The organism is Lactobacillus sp. ESL0681 (assembly GCF_029392835.1).
Taxonomy (GTDB): domain Bacteria; phylum Bacillota; class Bacilli; order Lactobacillales; family Lactobacillaceae; genus Lactobacillus.
The window spans coordinates 411619-432913 of the sequence record NZ_CP113943.1; the positions used below are offsets into that span (position 1 = coordinate 411619).

Here is a 21295-nt window from a genome sequence, read left to right on the forward strand (position 1 = left end):
ACTCAAGAGTGTAACTAAATATTTACCATAGAATTTATTTGAAGGGATGATAAATTATGCAAATTACAATGAAAAATGCTCCTTTATCAACAAATGGTCAACCACCAGTAGTCGGAAATAAGTTGCCAGACTTTAAGGTGGAAAAAGCTGATGGTACTATCGTAAACATGGTTGAATTAATTACTAGACCAACCTTGATTAGCGTCGTGCCAAATATTAATACCAGTGTCTGCAGCATTTCAACTAAACGTTTTAATAGTGAAGTAGATAATTACTCAGGCATTAACTTTTACACTATCTCAACTAACACTAATACTGAACAAAAGAATTGGTGTGCAGCTGAAGGTGTTAAGCAGATGGAATTATTGTCGGATGCTCACCATGACTTTGGTGAGCAAATGGGCTTATTTGTTGAAGATGCTGGAATTGATGCCAGAAGTATTTGGATTGTTGATACTGACAAGAAAGTAATTTATCAAGAATTAATTCAAGAAATGACTGACGAACCTAATTATAATGCGGCATTAGAATTTTTAAATGAAATTACTAAATAGTCAAAATAATGAGATACAAAAAAACAATTGCAAGTTTTGCAATTGTTTTTTTATATCTCACTAAAGTAATAAAGAATACTTATTCATCCCAACTAGTATTCTTAGCAGCATCTGCTTCAGCTTGCTTAGCCAAACTGGCTTCTGTATTAGCCACGCTATCATGATACTGTTCTTCCACTTCAATACCTAAATCAGCTAATTGTTGATCAGAAACTGGCGCCGGCGCATGCATCATTGGTTCTGAAGCGTTAGCGTTCTTTGGAAATGCTAAAACGTCACGAATGTTATCTTTTTCAGCTAATAACATCGCAAAGCGATCTAAACCAATTGCTAACCCAGCATGTGGTGGAAAGCCCATGTCTAACGCATCTAACAAGTAGCCAAACTGTTCATAAGCGCGCTTTTTGGTAAAACCAAGTGCCTTTAGCATCTTTTCTTGAATTGAGCGTTGATGGATTCTGATGGAACCACCACCTAATTCATCACCATTCATTACAATGTCATAACTGCGAGCATGTGCCTTATGTGGATCGGTTTCAAGCAGTTTAATTCCCTCATCATCTGGCATTGTAAACGGATGGTGCGCAGCAATCCATCTGCCAAAACCTTCATCATATTCAAATAGTGGCCAATCAACTACCCAAACAAAGTCAAAAACGTGCTTAGGAATAATATCTGTCTCCTTGGCAAATTCACGGCGTAAATGATCAAGCGAATCGCAGCAGACTTTCCATTTATCAGCAACTAAGACTACCAGTTCTCCACCCTCAAGGCCGAACTCTCTTATCAGAGCAGCTTGATCTGTATCCGTCAAGAAACGACTGATAGGTCCAGAAAATGCCCCATCTTCATATTTAACCCAAGCTAGACCTTTAGCATGGTAGCGCTTAATGTAATCTTGTTTCTTTTCAATTTGTTTACGTGAATACTTTTGCGCGCCATTCTTAACAGCAATTCCCTTAACAAAGCCACCATCTTTAATTGCACTTGAGAAAACCTTAAAATCGCTATTCTTAAAAACATCACTCAGATCATGAATAAACATCTCAAATCTGGTGTCAGGTTTATCAGTTCCATATTTATTCATTGCTTCATCCCAAGAAATTCGTTTGATCGGGGTTTTCAGATCAATCCCCATCACGTCTTTCATGATTTTCTTCAATAAACCTTCAGTGTATTCTTGAACCTGCTGCTCATCAGTAAATGAAGTTTCCATGTCTATTTGTGTAAATTCTGGTTGCCGATCTCCACGCAAATCTTCATCACGAAAACATCTAGCCAATTGGTAATATTTATCAAAGCCAGCGCCCATTAATAATTGCTTGAATAGTTGTGGTGACTGTGGCAGTGCGTAAAAACTACCTGGATAAATTCGCGAAGGAACCAAATAATCCCGTGCTCCTTCAGGAGAAGATTTACCCATAATCGGTGTTTCAATATTAACAAAGCCGTTTTGATCAAAATATTCATGCGTTGCTTGTAAAATTTGCGAACGTAACCTGATTGCCTTTTGCAAGCTTGGTCTACGCAAATCAAGATATCGATATTTTAAACGAGTTTGTTCGCCAACTTCAACATCATCCTTAATTTCAAACGGAGGATTTTGCGACTTATTTAAAATAGAGATACTGCTTGCATCAACCTCAACCTGACCAGTTTTCATATCTGGGTTAGCACTTGTACGTTTAACAACTTTGCCCTTGACTTGAATAACATATTCGTTGCCTAAAGCAGCAACGGTATCCATTAAAGATTCACCCGAATCATGATTGACAACTATTTGGACAATCCCTTCACGATCCCGCAAATCAATAAAAACAAGATTACCTAAATTACGAACACGCTGCACCCAGCCGTATAAGTTCACTTCTTGTTCAAGATAATTCTCAGTAATATTCCCACAATAATCTGTTCTTTTTTCCATTAAATTAGTCCTTTAATTGTTCAATAATGTTCTGCATATTATCAACATCACTCAGCTGAAGATCGAGTGTCTTTGCATCCGATAATCGCTTAACATTAAGTGTACCTGCTTCTAGTTCTTTAGCACCTAACGTAATTACGAATTTTGCATTTACTCGATCTGCCTTTTTGAATTGCGCCTTCAGCTTCTTCTGATCAACATCGTATTGTACCTTGAAACCCTGCTCGCGCAAACTACGCGCAATTTCAACAGCTTTAAGAGCGGTGCCCTCACCAATATTAGTAATAAAGAAGTCAATCCCTTGATCAGCAAATAGCTGCGGATTTTGCTTTTGTAAAACTAACATCAACCGTTCTTCGCCAATCCCAAAACCAACTGCTGGTGTTTGGGGACCAGAAAATTCTTCAACTAGATGGTCATAGCGGCCACCGCCAAGAATGGTTGTGGCAGATTCCCATAGACTCTGATCTTCGACCATAAATTCAAAAATAATCCCGGTATAGTAATCAAGTCCGCGTACTAGGTCATTATCAATTACATATTCAATCCCCAATTGGTCAAGCATACTGGTAATTTGGTCAAAATTTGCTTTTGATTCTTGATCCAAGTAATCAATAATCTTCGGTGCATTAGGCAAAAATTGCTTATCCTGTTCATCCTTAGAATCTAAAATTCTAAGTGGATTATTAACTAGCCGACGTTTAGAATCATCTGATAGTTGCTCTTTTAGCGGTGTAAAGTAATTCACCAAAGCATCATGATAGTCTTGCCGCACCTGGGTATTGCCCAATGTGTTGATGTGCAGCTCATAATTCTTCACACCCAACTTTGCTAATAAATCATGAGCTAAAATAATTGTCTCAACATCAGCTAGTGAATTGCTAGAGCCAAAACTTTCTACTCCAATCTGATGAAATTCGCGCTGCCGTCCTGCTTGTGGTCTTTCATAACGGAACGTTGATTCAAGATAGTAAACATTAAATGGTTTGACGACTTCTGGAGCATACATTTTATCTTCAACATAGGCCCGCACTACACCAGCAGTACCTTCCGGACGCAAAGCAATATGACGTCCACCTTTATCGTTAAAATCGTACATTTCTTTTTCAACAACATCAGAAGTTTCACCACTTGACCGAGAAAAAACTTCATAATTTTCAAAACTGGGAGTTCTAATTTCACGATAATTTGCCTGCTTGAAAAAGTCACGCACAATTTGCTCTACTCTTTCCCATGAACCTGACTGCTCAGGCAAAATATCCACTGTTCCCTTAGGTCTTTGTACTTTCATTTACTCATCCTTTTAATAAAAAAAGCGCCCTTGAATAAATCAAGGGCGCTAAGTGCACGGTACCACCTTTTGCTTGTGCTGCGAAATAACGCTCGCCACGCGTTTATTATCTGCTAAAGTGGTCACAGTTAGCTGTCCTATCCGTTCTTTCAGCTAATTGAACGGTCTCTGTTAATAGAACTGGCTAAACCTCAATCTTTGTCATTGATAATTCTTTTAAAGTATAACTCATGTAGGTCAAAAACTCAAAATCATTTTCTAGTTTCACTAAGCTACACAATTACCAATTGAGCTAGCTCAACTTATAAATCGAAAACTACAGTAAAAGGTCCGTCATTTTCTAAGCTAACTTGCATATCTGCACCAAATTCTCCAGTAGCCACCTGCAAACCAGCATTAACTAATTCATCGTTAAATTTCTGCCACAATTCTTTTGATTTAGGCGGACGCATTGCTTTGGTAAAACTAGGACGATTGCCCTTTTTGGTATCGGCCAATAAGGTAAATTGGCTGACACTTAAAACTTGCCCGCCAACATCTTTAATTGCCAAATTTGTTTTACCATTTTCATCTTCAAAAATTCGCATTTTAGCAATTTTACTAGCTGCTTTTTGCACCATTGCCAAGTCATCGCCTTCTTTGATGCCAACTAGCAATAATAATCCTCGATCAATCCGGCCAATAACTTGTCCAGCAACCGCTACTTGTGCTTGATTAACTCTTTGAATTACGACCCGCATTAACTATCCGCCCTTCTGGTTTGATATACATCCGGAATATCCCTTAGTTTACTCAAAATATCATTTAACTGCTTAGAATTATTAACTGCTACTGTTGCATAAATATGCGCAATATTGTCATCGTTCACTTTACCAGAAATATTATTAATATTTTTGGTTAACGAATTTAACTTAGTCAAAACATCACTTAACAAACTATTGCGATTATAGCCAAAGACCTCTAGATTTGCATTAAAAGCTTGTTGGCTGCCTTCTTCAATATTCTCCCATTCAACTTCAATTAGTCGTCCTTGACTAGCTTTGTTATTAACAATATTGCGGCAATCAGCCCGATGGATAGTTACTCCGCGTCCTTTAGTAACATAACCAACAATTTGATCACCAGGAACAGGATTACAACACTTAGCCAAATGCAGCATGAGGTCACTCATGCCTTGAATCATGACCCCATTTTTGTGTCTAATCTTCATCGGTGTGGTCGAATTCTTGTTAGTAGTTTGCTCTTGCGGTGTCTTCTTTTGCCCAGAACTTAAGATTTCGGCTTCAAGTTCTTTTTGCTTTTGTTTTTCATTTTCACGGCGAACCGCAATAGTTAAGCGATTAGCTACACTAACAGCAGATAAGTCACCAAAACCTATTGAAGCAAATAATTCGTCAGCCGTCTTATAATTAAATTGCTCTAAAGCTTCTTCAAGATGATTTTTATCCATAAAGTCTTTTGGTACTAGACCTTGCTCGCTTATTTTATCAGCAACTAGCTGGCGCCCTTGTTCAACACTATGATTCCTGTCAATATCACGAAAGTAGCGGCGAATTTTATTTCGTGCTCGTGACGTCTTGACGATATCAACCCAATCACGCGATGGTTTGGAATTAGACTGGGTCATAATCTCAACTACATCACCATTTTTTAATTTGTAATCAAGTGGCACTAGCTTACCATTGACCTTAGCTCCAACCGCATGACTACCGACTTGAGTATGGATTTCATAAGCAAAGTCTAAAGTTACCGACCCTTTCGGTAATTCATATACCTCACCTTTTGGAGTGAACACATAGACCCGATCAGAAAAAATATCGCTTTTGACACTTTTCATAAATTCGTCAGCATCTTGGGTTTCGTCTTTTAACTCCAAAATTTCTCTGACCATATCCAATTTTTTATTAGAATTGGTTTGTTCAACCCCATTAAATTCACCGCGCTTATAAGCCCAGTGAGCAGCCACACCGTATTCAGCCACTTCATGCATCTGTTCAGTTCGAATCTGAATTTCCAATGGCTTACCACCAGGTCCAATAATAGTGGTATGCAGAGACTGATAGCCATTTGCTTTAGGTACAGCAATATAATCTTTAAAACGCCCTGGCATTGGCTTCCACTTGGTATGGACTGCGCCTAAGACTGCATAACAATCTTTAACCGTTTTAACTAACACTCGTACTGCCGACAAATCATATATCTCATCGAAGTCTTTATGCTTATTAACCATTTTTTTATAGATAGAATAGATATGCTTAGGTCGACCATAGATGTCATACTTGATACCTAAACTATCTAAACTAGTTTCTAAGGTTTTAATTGCATCATTAATATATTCTTCCCTTTGGCTACGTTTTAAGTCCATTAAGTTAACAATTTGATAATATGCTTCGGGATTTAAATAATGAAAACTGATGTCTTCTAATTCCCACTTAATTGACCCAATACCTAACCGATCAGCTAGTGGGGCATAAATATCCATGGTCTCTGAAGCAATTCGGCGTTGTTTGTCAGGACGTAAATGTTGCAAAGTATGCATGTTGTGCAACCGATCAGCTAGTTTAACCATAATAACTCGAATATCTTTAGCCATCGCAATTAGCATTTTACGGTGATTCTCTGCCAAAAATTCCTGATGAGATTTGTATTTATATTTATTAAGTTTAGTAACGCCATCAACAATAAATGCTACATCTTTACCAAACTTTTCCTTAATATCATCATTAGTAACCGGAGTATCCTCGACTGTATCATGCAAAAAACCAGCTGCTACTGTATCAGGATCCAATTTTAAGTTAGCCAGTGTACCAGCAACTTGCGTAGGATGTACAATATAGGGTTGCCCTGATGCTCTTTTTTGTTCTTTGTGCGCTTCATTAGCAAACTGATAAGCTTCTTCAACAAACGCAACTTGCTCCTGATTCATATACGCTTTACACGTGTTAATAACTTTATCGTGTGTCATTTCAATATATTTTGACATCTACTCACCCTTTCTGATTGTAAACATGCTTATCCATTAGCCCAAAAATTTCAAAAATCAAATAAATTAACCCAAATAGTAAATTATATTTAGCATATTTAAGTAAGATTATTATACAAAAAATACCAGGCAAAAAAAGTAACCAATAATGATTTAGCCGACGATGCTCAATTAATCTACCTAAATGATAACTAACTAAGGGATTCGCTAGCATAAATAATAAGCCTACACGCCAGACAATTGGAATTTGTATTAAGCTAAACACTAATGGCAAAATACTAACTAGTATGCTCCACCAAATAACTGGCATCCAGCTATATTGATTCAACTTTTGAATCAATGAAATTCGTTTAATTCGATCAAAAACTTTATTAATCAATTTGGTATCCTTCTAAGTTAGTCTACTCTTGTCGCTCAATAATCAAGCCAACCCAACGTTCTTTTTTCAAACTTAATACTACCTTAAAACCGGCTTGGTCAAGAGCATCATGAACTTTTGATAACTGTAAATAATCAATTCCTGAAAAAATCACTTGCCCGCCAATATTCAAGTGTTCATCCAGTTGCGGAATAAGCTCAAGTAAAATATCTGCTAGAATATTGGCAACAATTACATCAAACTTTCCAGTAACCCCTGTTAACAAACTAGTTTTTTGAACGTTAATCTCAGACAACTTATTCAGTTTCATATTCTGATGAGTTGCACTGATTGCTTCATCTGAAATATCCGTAGCCGAAACTTGTTTTGCACCTAATAGTGTCGCCGCAATTGCTAAAATTCCCGAACCAGTTCCTACATCAATCACACTCTTGGGTTTAGCCATCACCAATTCAAGCCCAGTTAGTACCAATTGTGTGGTAATATGATTACCTGTTCCAAAGGCTAGTCCTGGATCAAGCTTAATTAACTTCTGATCTGCAAACGCTGGTTGATAATCTTCCCATTCCGGAACAATGGCTAAATGTCGTGAAAAATCGATCGGATGATAAAATTTTTGCCAAGCAGTATTCCAATCTTGATCAACCACATAGGAGGTAGTTAATTTCGCTTGTCCAATTGCCAGTCCGTAGCTTTGCAATTCTTGTAACTTGCTCTGATAGCTTTTAGTTAAGGCAGTAGCATCGGCTTCTTCATCAAAATATGCTATAAATTGCATATCTTTTGGTAAATCTTGAATTTCATCTAACTCAACCAAAGTTGAATCATGTCTGCGACTTGCATCTTGAAAGTCGGAACGCTTACGAGCTTGTGTCCCCAAAGCATGCAGATCATCCATACTGTATATGGTTAACGCATCTTCTACTTCGTGGCTAGTTTCAATTTTAATCATTAATAATTTCAATTTATACTACTCCCTTTTTACTTTTGGTTCTAGAATGCTATCATATTAACAAGGTGATAATTATGGCAAAGCAGAAAAATAAACTTGAAAAAACTTTAGTCGAAAAAATCTTAGATCGTAATAAAATTCCTTATCGACCAACTAAATTCGCAACCCACCAAGATTCGGGTGGCGTCGCAAAAATGGATACTTCTATTCTAAACGAGAATGAACATTTGGTCTACAAAACGCTGGTCTGTACTGGCAATAAAACTGGTCCTTTAGTCGGAGTAATTCCTGTAACAGAGCATCTAAGTCTCAAAAAACTAGCTAAAGTCTCTGGTAATAAAAAATGCGAAATGCTACCGCTTAAAGATTTAGAAAAAACCACTGGCTACGTCCATGGTGCTAATACGCCCATTGGAATTTATTTTAAACATCATTTTCCAATTTATCTGGACAAAAATATGACACGCGAAACAGAGATTGCTGTTTCCAGTGGTCAAGTCGGACGTAGCGTATTTTTAGCTCCACAAGATTTACAAAACTATTGTCAAGCAAGTTTTAGTGATTTACTAGAATAACTTTTTGATTTTACTAAGTTGAGCAGCGATTTAGCTGCTCTTTTTTACTGATTTTGGTAATATTACTACACAATTAAAAAATTAGAAGCTAATACTAACTTAAAAAATAATTTTGTAATATAATTTATTGCAACATCAAAAAATTAAGGAAGAAAAAATGACATTATTAACTGATGAAGAACTGGCAAATATTGCTCACGATTACTTTTTGAGTAAATTAAATATTGCCGACATCTCCAAAAAATATGATTTATCCCGCTATCTGATAACTAAGGCAATTGAGGAAGCTGAAGACAAGGGAATAGTCAAAATCAACATTTACCAAAGTCCTAAACGAGTAGAAAAACTTGAACGTGAATTTCAACGTCTCTTTCATTTAAAGGAAGTCTATATCCTTGAAGACTTAGAAACCAAAAATCAAGACAATGAAATGATCGTCAACTATGCTGCCAAGCAAATTCAAAACTATATTAAATCTTCTCACGTAGTCGGTCTAACCTGGGGAACCTTAATCCGGGACATTGTCAATAACTTTACTGAAGTTAACCGAGATGATTTAACCTTTATTCAACTGGTTGGTCAGGTGGTTAATACAAGCAAACGCAAAAACCAAGTGATTCAACAAGCAGCCAAAAAATTTAATGCAAAGTCACTTACTTTTCCTGCTCCATTATATGCACTTAATCCGCAATTAATTCAAGAAGTTAAACAAGAACCTTTCTATGAACAAATTGATAATTTTTATCCACGACTTGACTTAGTCTTTGCCAGTATTGGCACTGCTCAAGCAATCGAATCTGGACGGTTCTTTATGGAATATTATGCAGATAGTTTATTTACTGGAATTGATCGTAGTAAAATTGCTGGGACGGTCTTTGGTCGACCTTACGATATCGAAGGAAACTTCTTTGAAACAATTGAACCTCATATATGCGGGATTAGTCTATCAGAACTAATGCGAATTCCCAATCGCTTTGTAATCGTCAAAAACCGGTTTAAGGAAGAAGCCTTACTTGGAGCACTAAGAAGTGGTGTTGTTACTCATTTAGTTACCAGCAGCGGAATTGCAGAACGTGTCTTGCAAAAGCTAAACAATTAAGTTAGATTGTTTTCATAAACTTGGCTGAGATAAGCTTGTAATTGGTTGACAGAATGCCTTCTTGAACGTGCACACTCTTTAGCTGGTCTTTGACATAAAAAACAGGAACGTGCTTTTAATCCCATTTCAGTTCTTGATAAAGCAGCTTTGCTTGCTGAAGTTAACACATCAGCATCAAACAAACGACCTAATTCTGTTTGGTCCTCAAAATAAATCGCAGCTTGCTTAACTTTAAAAGCTTCATTATTACTCAGATAAAAGTTTTCACAACCAGTTGGTCTATCCCAGCTTGTTTCTAATGACCATTGTAAGTGGTTATTGGTTAAAATTCGTTCCAAATCCTTAACACCAGCCATAAATAATTTACGTAAGTATTGATTATTCTTGATTGGTCCTGGTATATTAAGTTTAACATCTAATAAAGTTTCCGATGAAGCAGCTTGTAATAGTTTAGTTTGCAATCTCACTCGTCTATCCTTATCAGCTAAAACTTGAACAATATCTTGCGGCTGACCTTCTTTAAAAATTGATTTAGTCATTTAATCATCCTTTTTATTTATTATAGCAAAAAAGCATGGAAATAAGTTACATCTTCTTTCCATGCTTTTTGTCAATATAATTACTTTAGTCTTTAACTTGCTTAATGGTATCAATGATCGTGCCATCACGATATTCTACCAAAGCAACAGTACGATCAGTATATTCCAGCGGTTTCGCTTGTCCCACTTGGTCTTGAGCTAGTTGTTGCAAATCTTTAATGTCAACAATCTTTAACCCTGGAACTTTGCTCAAAGCAGCAATCAAGTCTTGACGCTTAGGATTAATGGCAATTCCGCGCTCAGTTACTAGAACATCAATTGAATCGCCCGGTGTAACAACCGTTTCAACTTTTGGCACTACCGTAGCATTACGCCCGCGAACAAGTGGAGCTGTAATGATAGTCATCTTGGCATTAGCAGCATCTTGATGTCCACCAATTGCCCCGCGGATAACTCCATCTGAGCCAGTCATCACATTAACATTAAAATCTGTATCAATTTGCAATGCAGATAAGATGGCTACATCAAGATTATTTACGACTGCACCTTTGTTATGCGGATCAGCATACCATGAAGCATCTATTTCTTGTTGATCACGATTCTTGGCCATTGATGCAGCTGCACCTTTATCAAAATCCTGGACATCCATGACTTTTTTTACTAAGCCCTCTTCAAGCAAATCAGTAGTTGGCTTAGTAATGCCACCTAAAGCAAATGAGGCTGTAATCTGATCATCAATCATTGATTGACGTAAATATCGCGTTACTGCTAAAGCAGCACCACCAGAACCTGTTTGGAATGAAAAACCTTGTTTATAATATGGTGAGTTAGTAATCACCTGATTAACATTTTGGGCGATTTTTAATTCTTTAGGATCTTTAGTAAATCGAGTAGCACCAGAACCAATCTTATCAGGGTCACCAATCTTATCAACTTTAACGACATAATCAACTTGATCCTGCTTAATTGAGGCTGGTGTATTCGGGTAATCAACCACGTTATCTGTTAGCAATACAACTTTATCGGCATATTGGGCATCGATTAAAGCATATCCTAATGAACCAAAAACTGCATTACCATCTTGGCCATTAGCATTACCTGCTGGATCAGAAACCGGAACACCTAAGAAAGCTACATCAATTTTAATGTCGCCCTCTTCAATTGCTCGTGCCCGATTACCATGTGAACGAAAAATTACCGGATTTTTAAGACCGCCATGTGAAACAAATTCACCAAGGCTGCCACGCATTCCTGAGGAAGCAATATTAGTAATTACCCCCTTTTTAATTGCTTCAATTACCTTGTCGTTCATGACACCAGTCAGTGAAGATGGAGCCAGAGTTAAATCTTGATACCCCATTTTAATAATTTGATCCATGACTTTATTGAAAGCAAAATCACCATTTCTAAAGTGGTGGTGGAACGATATGGTCATCCCATCTTTAAGATTATTTTTAATAACCTCTTCTAAAGAATCAACTACTTTGTCTTCTCCGGCGCTTACCCTAACTTTAGGAGCAACCCGTTGAACTTCAGGATGACCGATTTTAGTTGATTCAAAGCCCTTTAAATTCATTTTAGTCATTAATTCATCTGGTAATTCGCGGTTAACTTTATTCTCCAATGTAATTACCCTCCTTATCAATCAAATTAGAAGCTTTCGCAGTTTCGAGTACTCGATTCGCTTTTTCAACAACTGGTTTATCAACCATCTTACCATTCATGGAGATAACACCTGAACCCTTGGCTTTAGCCTCACGAATTGCATTTTGCACATTCTTTGCATTTTCAATTTCTGCTTTAGTTGGGTTAAAGACTTCATTAACCATTGAAATTTGACGTGGGTTAACTAGTGATTTCCCGTCAAAGCCTAATTCATAAATATAATTCGTTTCTCGATAAAAACCTTCAGTATCCTGCATATTTGAAAAGACGGTATCAAATGCATAAACTCCAGCTGCCCGAGCAGATTGCAAGACCATATTGCGAGCAAATTCTAATTCCCGGCCATCTGGATAACGGTGCGTATGCATGTCAGCAGTGTAATCTTCACCTGAAACAGCTAAGCCCATCATTAAAGGTGTTGCCGTAGCAATTGTTGGTGAATTCAGCACGCCTTTAGCACTTTCAATCGCTGCCATCACACCAATTGAGCCCTTTGCAATGCCATATTCTTCTTCAGCTTTTTCCATATCCTTAACTAATTTTTGAATCATTTCTGCTGATTCAGTCTTAGGTAAACGAATAACATCTACACCGGCTAACACCATGGCCTTAACATCTTCATCATAAAAGGGCGTATCTTGACCGTTAATTCTAACTACGATTTCAGCGCCACCAAAGTCGACAGCTTTAATCGCATTAAAAACTAGCATTCTAGCTGCATCTTTTTCAGTCAATGAAACAGCATCCTCTAAATCAAGCATGATTGAATCTGCACCGTAAATCCCAGCATCCTTAATCATTGCTGGATTATTACCGGGAACGAACATCATAGTTCGACGCAGACGATTTTTCACATAAGTCATTTTATTGCAATACCTCCAATTCTGGTTTATCTGAAGTTTCAGTTGCTCTTTGAGCTGCAGCTAATGTCCGAGCGACGATTACACAATCAAGTGCCCCCTTATCGGTCGCCTTAACCTTAGCATCGGTAATTCCATATTTTTGTAAAGTGTTAGTAATTGCTTGTTTAATTTGGTCACCATACGCCTTAATTACTTCAGAATCCAAATCAATTTGAATTCCATCTGTTCCTTTAGAAATCATGATTTGGATATCGGAAGACTCTAAAGTCCCTGCTACACCAATTGTTTTAATTTCCATTAATTTTCATTCCTTTCATAATTCTTGTTTGTAAAGCTTGATAATTATCTTGAATAAATTCCATCGTAGTTGCTGGCACAAGCTGCTTAATCGCTACCAAATTTCCGGTCTTAATTAACTGCCGGACTTGCGTTGCCGTGATTATTTTTTGATTACTACAAAAGCGTTGGACAATCTTAACGTCAATATTTGGACTAAGTATTTTAATTAAACTCTGGTTGTAGAAATTAGTTGTTCGAGAAAAGGGTTCTGTCCCAAGATAACGATATTTGATTGCAAGAGCTGGTGCAATAATATTTCGAAAAACTACAGCATCAATTTCAGTTTGAGTAGTGATTAAGTCATCCGGTGATTCTAAAAAATAAGCCGGAAAAGTTGCTGCTGAAACTAAATAATCACCACCGCTAACTACAATTACATTCTTTAAATCTGCAGTGCCTGCTTTGACCAATTGCATTCTTTCACTTGTTGTAAATAAAGAAGCATCTGTTGCAACCACGAAGACATAGACTAAATCATTTTCCCGACTTGCCAGTTCAACTAGTTTCCTATGTCCTAAGGTAAAAGGATTGGCATTCATGACAATGGCTGCCACCTTTGGTTGATTCTGCGCTCCTGTGCGAGGTATTTGTGCAATAAAGTCATTAATATCAGGTGTGCCACTTTCTAAAAAAGCTGCTGTGTCAGTCTTAGCTAATTCATTAAATCCTAAGTGCTGAAAACTCGCTGAATATTTTGCCTTAGTAAAAACAAAACTGTGAAAAATTTTTTGACTGAATAAATATTGTTGCAAGGCTGACACAATTTGGTTAAACCGAGCTCCAGGAACAACACCTTTATTGCAGACTGCGATGTATTTTAAAACATTACCAGCAATACTGCCTGTCCCAACCAATTTACCAGCATCATCAATTAGTCCAATCGTGTGATCAATCACAGCAACTTCGCGTGTACTAAAATTCTTCAAGTCTAATTTGCTTAAAAAATTCTTCCATCTTTCAAATGTCGCATGGTCATTTAAATACAGGTCAACTACTTTGTCCATTTAGTCACTTCCTTTATAACTATTTAAAAATCGCATAACTTCATCATACATCTCTCGTGGTTGCTCCGCCTGAATTAAATGACCACAATTAGCAATAATTTTTGCTTCAATCAACGGGTTCAATTCCTGCATTGCCAAGGCAAAGTGATAATCAAATAGCGGTGAGTTTTCGCCAGCTAAGACTAATAACGGGATATCGATGTCAATTAAGACATCCCGCCAATCTTGGTGTGCATGATCAATTAGACACAAGTAATTATCACTAGGTTGATATGGAAAATCCCTAGCTTCTTGGCGTGCTAAATCAAACATTTCTTCATCAATTCGAGCAAAAAAAGGATTCCCAAAATCAACTTTTAAATATTCCGGATAATTTTGCCAAGTTAAATCTCTAAAACCGTAAGGCCACGTTTCATCACGAATCATTTTAGGAGGCTGATCTAAATCAACCATCGCGCAAAAGCGCTTACTACCAAATAGCGATAAATATGACCACAAATTGGCAGCTCCCATTGAATTGCCAATTCCAATTACCTGTTGTAAATCTAACTTTTGCAATAACTCTGCTAAATCTAATGCATGACGGCTAATTCTTTGACCCTGATAGGTTCTCTCAGATTGACCTTGATTACGCGGATCAATTAAAATGAAGCGAAAATCTTTTTTAAAGAGTTGGGCAACTTTTAGCCACATTCGGCTATAACCGCCAATTCCAGGAATCGCAACAATTGGCTGCCCAGCAGTTTGTGTATCATAATAATGAATTTTTACACCGTCATTAGTGCGAAATTCCATTGGTAATTACCACATTCCAATTACTTTCATCCATAACGTACCAACACCGCCAAAGATTACCAAGTAAACCAAACCCAATACAAAGTTCAGTTTCCACCACTCGCCTTGTTTGACATAACCAGTCGTTGCCAAGATTGAAGCTGGTCCATTAGCATAATGAGTAGTTGAAGCATTAATCGCACCAGTAAAAGCAAGTAGCATTGCTGCTAATGGCAGAGGTGCACCTGTTGCAACGGCAACAGATAGAAAAGGCAGATATAGTGCTGTCATGTGGGCAGTTCCGCTAGCAAAGAAGTAGTGCGTATAGAACATTAACAGTACTAAAACTATTAAGACAATGCCCCAATTAATGCCACTCAGACTAGATTGAATAGTCTTTGAGAACCAATCAATAAAGCCAAAAGCAATTAACTTGCTAGCCATAAAAACCAAGATCGAGAGCCAAATTAAGATATTCCAAGCACCTGTTTGCTTTAACACATCACTCATAGTTAAAACTCCAGTTACCAGTAATAATGCGACTGCTAAGAAGGCCACAAAAGTTGAATCTAACTGTGGAATATCAAATACCCCTGACAAAACCCATAATACAATTGCCAAAACAAAAACGGTAGCCATAATCTTTTCTGGCTTGGTTATCTTACCCATTTCAGTTAAGTGATCATTAGCCCATTTTTCGGCATTAGGGGTCTCTTTAATCTCAGGAGGATAAATCTTGTAAATTACAATTGGAATAATAATCGTTGCTACTAATACTGGAACAATCGCAGCTACAAACCAACTAATCCAGGTCATTGAATAGCCCTTTTGTGCCGCCATTTGAACTGCGACCATATTAGGCGCAGCACCAGTAATAAACAATGCAGTCGATAAAACATTGGCATGAAAAGCTGTAAAGTCCAAATAAGCACCGATTTTTTTACGAGATGGATCGTTAGGATACGAATCATAGTCTTTAGAGATCGACTCAGTTACTGGCCAAACTACTCCACCAGTTCTCGCACTATTAGAAGGAATTAAGGCTCCTAAAATCAGTTCCAAACCAGTAATCGCATAACCAATACCAATTGACTTTTTCCCAAAACGCCTAATCATCCAGTAGGCGATTCGATTACCTAAGCCCGTTTTACTAATACCATATGCCATGATAAAGGCCATAGCAATCAGCCATGAAGCAGAATTACTAAAAGCACTCAAAATTCCTGTACTGGCAATAGCACCAGTCTTAGGATCAACCACATCTTTAATTGGAGCTAGACCAACTAAAACAGTGGCAACTAAACCAACAATGGTAGTCCCACCAATTGGTAAGGGTTTAGTGATACAGCCAACAATAGTAGCAACAAAAATCGCAAACATTTGCCAAGCCTGTGCAGATAAACCCGCTGGCCGCCATGGTGTAATACACCACAGTACTACTCCAATTATTAAAGGCCAAACAAAGCCTTTATAATTCACTTTTTCTAGAGTTTTCATCTTAACCTCTTATTATTCAAGGGCGATAAACATCGTCGATAATCTTATATCCTTTTTCATCCAGTTCCTGGTCTAGCCAGTCTAAATTACTAGATCCGTCATGATAATGCGCCGCTTTTGCATCATCTTGCCTATGAAAGGCCTGCACTCTAGGTAATAGTTCTGCTGCGTTTTCATGAGCGACCTTCACTACTCCATCGCTATCACCTAAAATAATGTCACCAGGATTTACGCTGAGATTCCCACAAGAAACTGGCACATTTACTTCGCCAGGTCCTTCTTGATAAGGACCGTCTGGGGTGGTACTTACTGCGTAAATTGGTAGATCCCAGTCACGCAAACTATCAATATCCCTAATTGAACCATCGATTACCACTCCGGCAACGTGACGCTGATCACGCAACCAAGTCATCATTACCTCACCAATTACTGCACGAGTATTGTCTTCTTCGTTATCAATCACGATGACATCACCAGGATGACAATATTTCAATGCTGCATAAATCGTTAAATTATCGCCAGGTCGATTATGAACGGTAAATGCTGGACCACACATTTCCTGATGCGGCTTAGACATTAACTTAATTCTAGGTGACATCGCACCAGTCCGGTTCATGCAATCCGCTACATTTGAGGAAGGTAGTTTAGCATATGCTGCAATTAAATCTGCATCTGGCAAATCTCTTTTTAAAAATATTCGCTTGCCAACTTGCATTAACTTTCGCCTCTTTTTAATCAATCTAAAGTTACACCTGCTAAGACTTCTTGCATCTTATCCGCAGAGTTGCGCATTTTTTCTTGCTCAGCACTAGATAATTTTGTTTCAATGACTTGGCTAATTCCAGTACCGTCAACTACTGTTGGTGTACCTAAGTACAAGTCATGTTTAATACCATATTCACCATTAATTGGTGCTGAAAGTGGTAAGACAATTGCTTGATTATCCAGAATTGCGCTAACCACTTTGGTCAACATCATAGCAATTCCATAAAAAGTAGCACCCTTATTTTCAATAATTTTGCCACCTTTTTCACGAATATCACTTTCAATTTCAGTTAAAGCTTGCTCACTTAGCTCTGAATATTCGTCCAGTGGCTTATTGGCTACACTTGATTCGTCGAAGTTTTCAAACGAAGTATCACCATGTTCACCTAAAACCATTGAGTTAACACTAGCTACTGGCACATCCAACTTCTTTGCTAATTCAACTTGCAATCTTGCAGAATCAAGAGAGGTTCCAGTACCAATCACTCTGTTTTTAGGAAAACCAGACAACTTTTGCGTTAGCGTAGTTAAAATATCTACTGGGTTAGCAGAAACCACAAAGATACCATTAAACCCTGAATCAACTACTGGTTGAATGATACTCTTTAAAATTCCCACATTTTTGTTTACCAAATCAAGTCTAGTTTCACCAGGCTTACGCGGAATCCCAGCAGTAATCACTACTACATCAGCATCTTTAGCATCCTCGTATTCACCAGGGTGAATGTTGCATTCACCAGCAAAAGGTAAGATATCTTCAAGATCCATTGAATCGCCAACAGGGCGTTTTTTAACTACGTCAGCAATTACCAATTCATCAACTCTAGTATGTTGCAGAAGATCATTGGCAAAAGTTGAGCCTACTGAACCATCGCCAACAAGTAATACTTTTCTAGTCATATAATTTTGTTCCTTTCAAAAAATGAAAAACTTTGTACTTCTTTACACAAATTATTATATAGTCTACCGTTATTATTTTCAATATTTAAAATAAAATATTTTATTTTTTAATTTTTAAAAATATGCTAAAACATATCGTCCAGCCTACTTAGAGCAGACAAAAGGCACTTAGTTTTTACTAAGTGCCTTAAATATTTCATTTTAAATTAATTATTTGCACGAACAAATTCTGTCATTTGAATTCCAGCTTGCCGACCAAACACAACTGTTTCAGCAATTGAATTGCCGCCAATTCGATTATTACCATGTAATCCACCAGAAACTTCACCTGCAGCGTACAAACCTTTAATTACTTTGCCATTTGTATCCAAAACCTCGGTTTTTGGATTAATATGAATTCCGCCCATAGTATAGTGAATTGCTGGGTGAATGTGAATCGCATAATAAGGACCTTGATCAATACTGCGATCCATACCTGTGGTTCGACCAAATTCTGTATCATCTTTAGCTGCCACTGCCTTATTCCAAGTTGCGACTGTGATTGCTAAATTGTCAGCATCAGCGCCAATTTCATCAGCAAGTTCTGCTAAAGTAGCACCATGCTTCACTAGGCCAACATGATCATAAAAATCAACTGCAGCAAAATGATCGCGGATTCCCTGGTCTAGGATTAGGTACGCACCATCTTCATGCAAATTGGTAATGGCATCGGAAACAATTTTACGGGTATCAAGTTCATTAACAAATCGTTTACCCGACTTATTAACCAAAATTGCCCCTTCACCGCGGACACCTTCACCAATTAAATAAACATGGTCAGTATCTGTTTGGGCTGTCGGGTGGACCTGAATAAATTCCATTTGCTCAAGTTGCGCATTGACATCACTAGCTAGTTTTAACCCATCGCCGGTTGCGCCCGGTTGATTAGTAGTCTTATATTCTGTTAAATCAGGGCGATACTTCTTGATTAATTCTTTTGAAGCTCCAAAACCACCTGAGGCTAGCATAACTACCTTAGCTCCAACTTTTTTGATGCCACTAGTGGTCTCAACCTCAACACCATTAACCTTGCCAGTATTATCTTGTAATAACTTGCTAACTTTGGATTGATTAAAAACAGGTACTTGTTCTTTTTGAATTTCTTTTAAAGCTCCAGTAACCAAATAACTACCAACTGGTGCCATTGAAGCAGGCCGGTGCGCCCGCTTTTTGCTCATCCCGCCAGTAATTGTCAAATTAGTAAGTTCAATTCCGTGTTCCATTAACCAGCTAACAGCAATTGCTGAATGATCCACAAAATATTGCAATAAGTCTCGATCGTTTAACAAACCACCGCCTTGCAACGTTTCTTGATAAAAGCTCGCCTTATCATCAATGATACCTTCGTTAAGTTGAACTAAACTTTCAGAAGCATTCATTCCTGACGAAGCGCGATTAGTATTACCACCAAGCTTTTCATCTTTTTCAAAAATTGCTACCTTGAGTCCCAATTCATGTGCTTGAATAGCAGCCGTCAGACCTGCTCCACCTGCTCCAACAATTACTGCATCGTAATTATCCGCGATTTGCGCACTATCATTTGGCGTAAAAACAAATTTTGCCATGTAATCTCCCTTTTTTTATTCTTCTGGACTTGTTTGATCAATATTAGTCATCTTCATATAATCCATCCACTCGTCGTATTGAGCTTCAGTCACTTCACCACTCTTTAAAGCAGCCTCCTTTAGAGTAGTCCCCTCTTTATCAGCTGTTTGAGCAATTGTAGCAGCAGCATGATAACCAATATGTGGCGAAAGTGCAGTAACTGTCATCAAGGAATCTTCTAGCAAATCATCCATTCTGGCTGAGTTAACACTTAGACCTGCAATCATTTTATCAGCAAAACCAGTGATTGTACCAGTTAAAATATCACAAGAATCTAGAAAGGCACTAATCATAACTGTCTTGAAGACATTCATTTCAAAATTCCCTTGCGAAGCCGCAAAGGTAATTGTGGTATCATTACCAAAAACCTTGGCAGCGGCCATTGTTACTGCTTCAGACTGGGTAGGATTAACTTTACCAGGCATGATTGATGAACCTGGTTCATTAGCTGGAATATTCAATTCATGATAACCAGCTCTAGGACCAGATGCTAAGAAACGCACGTCTTGAGCAATCTTAAACATATCTGCTGCCAAAGTTTTCAATGCTCCATGAATAACATTAATACCTGAGTGATGCGCCAAACCCCAAAATTTGTTGGTTTTAACTTTAAATTCATGACCATAAACTTCAGACAACTTACCAGCAATCTTTTCTGTCATACCAGGAGCTGCATTTAAGCCTGTACCAACAGCTGTTCCTCCGATCGCTAATTCATAAAGAGTCGGCTTTAATTCTTGTAAATAAGCCAAATCATGCTTTAGCGCAGAAATATAGCCTGAAAGTTCTTGCCCAAAAGTAACTGGTGTTGCATCTTGTAGATGAGTCCGACCAACTTTGACCGTCTTCCAATATTTATTCTGCTTAACCTTTAATTCAGCAATTAAATGCTCAATAGCTGGCTCCAATTTATCTAACGCTTCAACTGCCACAATATTCATTGCAGTTGGATAGGTATCGTTAGATGATTGTCCACGATTAACGTCATCGTTAGGTAAAATATCCAATCCATGATGAAGCTGATTAGCTAAGTTAGCTACCACTTCATTAACGTTCATGTTACTTTGCGTACCAGAACCTGTTTGCAGCACGCGCAACGGAAAGTCCTTACGTAGTTCTTCATCAGACAAACTAAGTAACTGATCTACCGCGTCCTCAATTGCGGCTCCTTTTTCCTTTGGTTCATCACCAACTTCAACATTGGACTGGGCTGCTGCCTTTTTCAAATTAAGAAAAGCCCGAATAACTGCTAGAGGCATTAATTCACCACTAGGAAAATTGTTGCGGCTTCTTTCCGTTTGCGGACCCCACAAGGCATCTTTGGGAATTTTAACTGGACCAATCGTATCACTTTCAATTCGATATTCTTCTTCGCTCATTGTTTTCTCCTTACTATTATTTTACTAATTAACAATTATTTCTTATTTACGGCAACTATCCATATCATACATTTTCAGCTGTATTATTTCAATAATTTTAAAAATAAAGGATTAAATTATATTTTTTAAAAAATAGTCAACGAAATATTTGCTTAAAGATAAATTATCC

The 21295-nt window shown here is 37.7% G+C and carries 20 protein-coding genes; 3 read left to right on the forward strand and 17 right to left on the reverse strand.

Annotation, left to right across the window (positions count from 1 at the left end; translation table 11 throughout):
- The first annotated feature begins 56 nt into the window (after window positions 1–56).
- The gene (tpx, locus tag OZX59_RS02105) at window positions 57–554 is read left to right on the forward strand and encodes a thiol peroxidase (protein ID WP_277126493.1); all 498 of its coding nucleotides are present in this window, start codon (window positions 57–59) and stop codon (window positions 552–554) included.
- Between the two features lie 79 nt (window positions 555–633).
- Here tpx and aspS read toward each other — a convergent pair whose 3' ends face one another.
- From aspS to prmA, 6 genes are all read right to left on the reverse strand, one after another.
- Window positions 634–2478, reverse strand: coding sequence for an aspartate--tRNA ligase (gene aspS, locus OZX59_RS02110; RefSeq protein ID WP_277126494.1), 1845 nt, complete (start codon window positions 2476–2478; stop codon window positions 634–636).
- Between the two features lie 4 nt (window positions 2479–2482).
- Window positions 2483–3769 (reverse strand): histidine--tRNA ligase, encoded by a 1287-nt coding sequence (gene hisS, locus OZX59_RS02115; protein ID WP_277126495.1) that lies wholly within the window; start codon window positions 3767–3769, stop codon window positions 2483–2485.
- Window positions 3770–4071: 302 nt separating this feature from the next.
- Window positions 4072–4509 carry a D-aminoacyl-tRNA deacylase gene (gene dtd, locus OZX59_RS02120; RefSeq protein WP_277126496.1) on the reverse strand — a complete coding sequence of 146 codons (438 nt, stop codon included), beginning with the start codon at window positions 4507–4509 and terminating at the stop codon, window positions 4072–4074.
- Window positions 4509–6752, reverse strand: a complete 2244-nt coding sequence (locus OZX59_RS02125; RefSeq protein ID WP_277126497.1) for a bifunctional (p)ppGpp synthetase/guanosine-3',5'-bis(diphosphate) 3'-pyrophosphohydrolase — start codon at window positions 6750–6752, stop codon at window positions 4509–4511. Before OZX59_RS02125 ends, dtd begins: the two co-directional genes overlap by 1 nt.
- Window positions 6753–6756: 4 nt before the next feature.
- Window positions 6757–7131, reverse strand: a complete 375-nt coding sequence (locus tag OZX59_RS02130) for a hypothetical protein (protein ID WP_348636460.1) — start codon at window positions 7129–7131, stop codon at window positions 6757–6759.
- 22 nt (window positions 7132–7153) lie between these two features.
- On the reverse strand, window positions 7154–8095 hold the full coding sequence (gene prmA / locus OZX59_RS02135; protein ID WP_277126498.1) for a 50S ribosomal protein L11 methyltransferase: 942 nt from the start codon (window positions 8093–8095) through the stop codon (window positions 7154–7156).
- A gap of 62 nt (window positions 8096–8157) precedes the next feature.
- On the opposite strand from prmA, the gene ybaK reads away from it, so the two are divergent.
- Both ybaK and OZX59_RS02145 read left to right on the forward strand, forming a co-directional pair.
- Window positions 8158–8658 carry a Cys-tRNA(Pro) deacylase gene (gene ybaK / locus OZX59_RS02140; RefSeq protein ID WP_277126499.1) on the forward strand — a complete coding sequence of 167 codons (501 nt, stop codon included), beginning with the start codon at window positions 8158–8160 and terminating at the stop codon, window positions 8656–8658.
- Window positions 8659–8815: 157 nt separating this feature from the next.
- Window positions 8816–9757 carry a sugar-binding domain-containing protein gene (locus OZX59_RS02145; protein WP_277126500.1) on the forward strand — a complete coding sequence of 314 codons (942 nt, stop codon included), beginning with the start codon at window positions 8816–8818 and terminating at the stop codon, window positions 9755–9757.
- Here OZX59_RS02145 and citX read toward each other — a convergent pair.
- From citX to OZX59_RS02200, 11 genes are all read right to left on the reverse strand, one after another.
- A complete protein-coding gene (gene citX / locus OZX59_RS02150; RefSeq protein ID WP_277126501.1) occupies window positions 9754–10296 on the reverse strand; it encodes a citrate lyase holo-[acyl-carrier protein] synthase in 543 nt (180 codons plus the stop codon). The two genes, OZX59_RS02145 and citX, sit on opposite strands and share 4 nt — an antisense overlap.
- Window positions 10297–10381: 85 nt before the next feature.
- The gene (citF, locus tag OZX59_RS02155) at window positions 10382–11920 is read right to left on the reverse strand and encodes a citrate lyase subunit alpha (protein WP_277126502.1); all 1539 of its coding nucleotides are present in this window, start codon (window positions 11918–11920) and stop codon (window positions 10382–10384) included.
- Window positions 11910–12824, reverse strand: coding sequence for an aldolase/citrate lyase family protein (locus OZX59_RS02160; RefSeq protein WP_277126503.1), 915 nt, complete (start codon window positions 12822–12824; stop codon window positions 11910–11912). Before OZX59_RS02160 ends, citF begins: the two co-directional genes overlap by 11 nt.
- 1 nt (window position 12825) lies before the next feature.
- Window positions 12826–13122: a citrate lyase acyl carrier protein gene (gene citD / locus OZX59_RS02165; RefSeq protein ID WP_277126504.1), complete on the reverse strand. Its 297-nt coding sequence runs from the start codon at window positions 13120–13122 to the stop codon at window positions 12826–12828.
- Window positions 13112–14167 (reverse strand): [citrate (pro-3S)-lyase] ligase, encoded by a 1056-nt coding sequence (gene citC / locus OZX59_RS02170; RefSeq protein ID WP_277126505.1) that lies wholly within the window; start codon window positions 14165–14167, stop codon window positions 13112–13114. The genes citD and citC overlap by 11 nt, the downstream gene beginning before the upstream one ends.
- Complete coding sequence (locus OZX59_RS02175) at window positions 14168–14962, reverse strand: alpha/beta hydrolase (protein ID WP_277126506.1); 795 nt, start codon at window positions 14960–14962, stop codon at window positions 14168–14170. It lies immediately after the preceding gene.
- 6 nt (window positions 14963–14968) lie between these two features.
- A complete protein-coding gene (locus OZX59_RS02180) occupies window positions 14969–16438 on the reverse strand; it encodes a DASS family sodium-coupled anion symporter (protein ID WP_277126507.1) in 1470 nt (489 codons plus the stop codon).
- Window positions 16439–16454: 16 nt separating this feature from the next.
- Entirely contained in the window at window positions 16455–17153 is a 699-nt protein-coding gene (locus OZX59_RS02185; protein ID WP_277126508.1) for an RraA family protein, read from the reverse strand.
- Window positions 17154–17173: 20 nt separating this feature from the next.
- A complete protein-coding gene (locus OZX59_RS02190; protein WP_277126509.1) occupies window positions 17174–18103 on the reverse strand; it encodes an L-lactate dehydrogenase in 930 nt (309 codons plus the stop codon).
- A 206-nt stretch (window positions 18104–18309) separates the two neighbouring features.
- Window positions 18310–19707 carry a flavocytochrome c gene (locus OZX59_RS02195; protein WP_277126510.1) on the reverse strand — a complete coding sequence of 466 codons (1398 nt, stop codon included), beginning with the start codon at window positions 19705–19707 and terminating at the stop codon, window positions 18310–18312.
- A 15-nt stretch (window positions 19708–19722) separates the two neighbouring features.
- Window positions 19723–21126 carry a class II fumarate hydratase gene (locus OZX59_RS02200; protein WP_277126511.1) on the reverse strand — a complete coding sequence of 468 codons (1404 nt, stop codon included), beginning with the start codon at window positions 21124–21126 and terminating at the stop codon, window positions 19723–19725.
- Window positions 21127–21295 lie beyond the last annotated feature (169 nt).

What these genes read in the sequence shown, in the direction of transcription:
- citX (WP_277126501.1), bottom strand. Translation starts at nt 10,296, where the DNA reads ATGACTAAATCAATTTTTAAAGAAGGTCAGCCGCAAGATATTGTTCAA.
- dtd (WP_277126496.1), bottom strand. Translation starts at nt 4,509, where the DNA reads ATGCGGGTCGTAATTCAAAGAGTTAATCAAGCACAAGTAGCGGTTGCT.
- OZX59_RS02175 (WP_277126506.1), bottom strand. Translation starts at nt 14,962, where the DNA reads ATGGAATTTCGCACTAATGACGGTGTAAAAATTCATTATTATGATACA.
- OZX59_RS02200 (WP_277126511.1), bottom strand. Translation starts at nt 21,126, where the DNA reads ATGAGCGAAGAAGAATATCGAATTGAAAGTGATACGATTGGTCCAGTT.
- OZX59_RS02160 (WP_277126503.1), bottom strand. Translation starts at nt 12,824, where the DNA reads ATGACTTATGTGAAAAATCGTCTGCGTCGAACTATGATGTTCGTTCCC.
- OZX59_RS02185 (WP_277126508.1), bottom strand. Translation starts at nt 17,153, where the DNA reads ATGCAAGTTGGCAAGCGAATATTTTTAAAAAGAGATTTGCCAGATGCA.
- hisS (WP_277126495.1), bottom strand. Translation starts at nt 3,769, where the DNA reads ATGAAAGTACAAAGACCTAAGGGAACAGTGGATATTTTGCCTGAGCAG.
- ybaK (WP_277126499.1), top strand. Translation starts at nt 8,158, where the DNA reads ATGGCAAAGCAGAAAAATAAACTTGAAAAAACTTTAGTCGAAAAAATC.
- citD (WP_277126504.1), bottom strand. Translation starts at nt 13,122, where the DNA reads ATGGAAATTAAAACAATTGGTGTAGCAGGGACTTTAGAGTCTTCCGAT.
- OZX59_RS02180 (WP_277126507.1), bottom strand. Translation starts at nt 16,438, where the DNA reads ATGAAAACTCTAGAAAAAGTGAATTATAAAGGCTTTGTTTGGCCTTTA.
- OZX59_RS02195 (WP_277126510.1), bottom strand. Translation starts at nt 19,707, where the DNA reads ATGGCAAAATTTGTTTTTACGCCAAATGATAGTGCGCAAATCGCGGAT.
- tpx (WP_277126493.1), top strand. Translation starts at nt 57, where the DNA reads ATGCAAATTACAATGAAAAATGCTCCTTTATCAACAAATGGTCAACCA.
- citC (WP_277126505.1), bottom strand. Translation starts at nt 14,167, where the DNA reads ATGGACAAAGTAGTTGACCTGTATTTAAATGACCATGCGACATTTGAA.
- OZX59_RS02145 (WP_277126500.1), top strand. Translation starts at nt 8,816, where the DNA reads ATGACATTATTAACTGATGAAGAACTGGCAAATATTGCTCACGATTAC.
- OZX59_RS02125 (WP_277126497.1), bottom strand. Translation starts at nt 6,752, where the DNA reads ATGTCAAAATATATTGAAATGACACACGATAAAGTTATTAACACGTGT.
- OZX59_RS02190 (WP_277126509.1), bottom strand. Translation starts at nt 18,103, where the DNA reads ATGACTAGAAAAGTATTACTTGTTGGCGATGGTTCAGTAGGCTCAACT.
- aspS (WP_277126494.1), bottom strand. Translation starts at nt 2,478, where the DNA reads ATGGAAAAAAGAACAGATTATTGTGGGAATATTACTGAGAATTATCTT.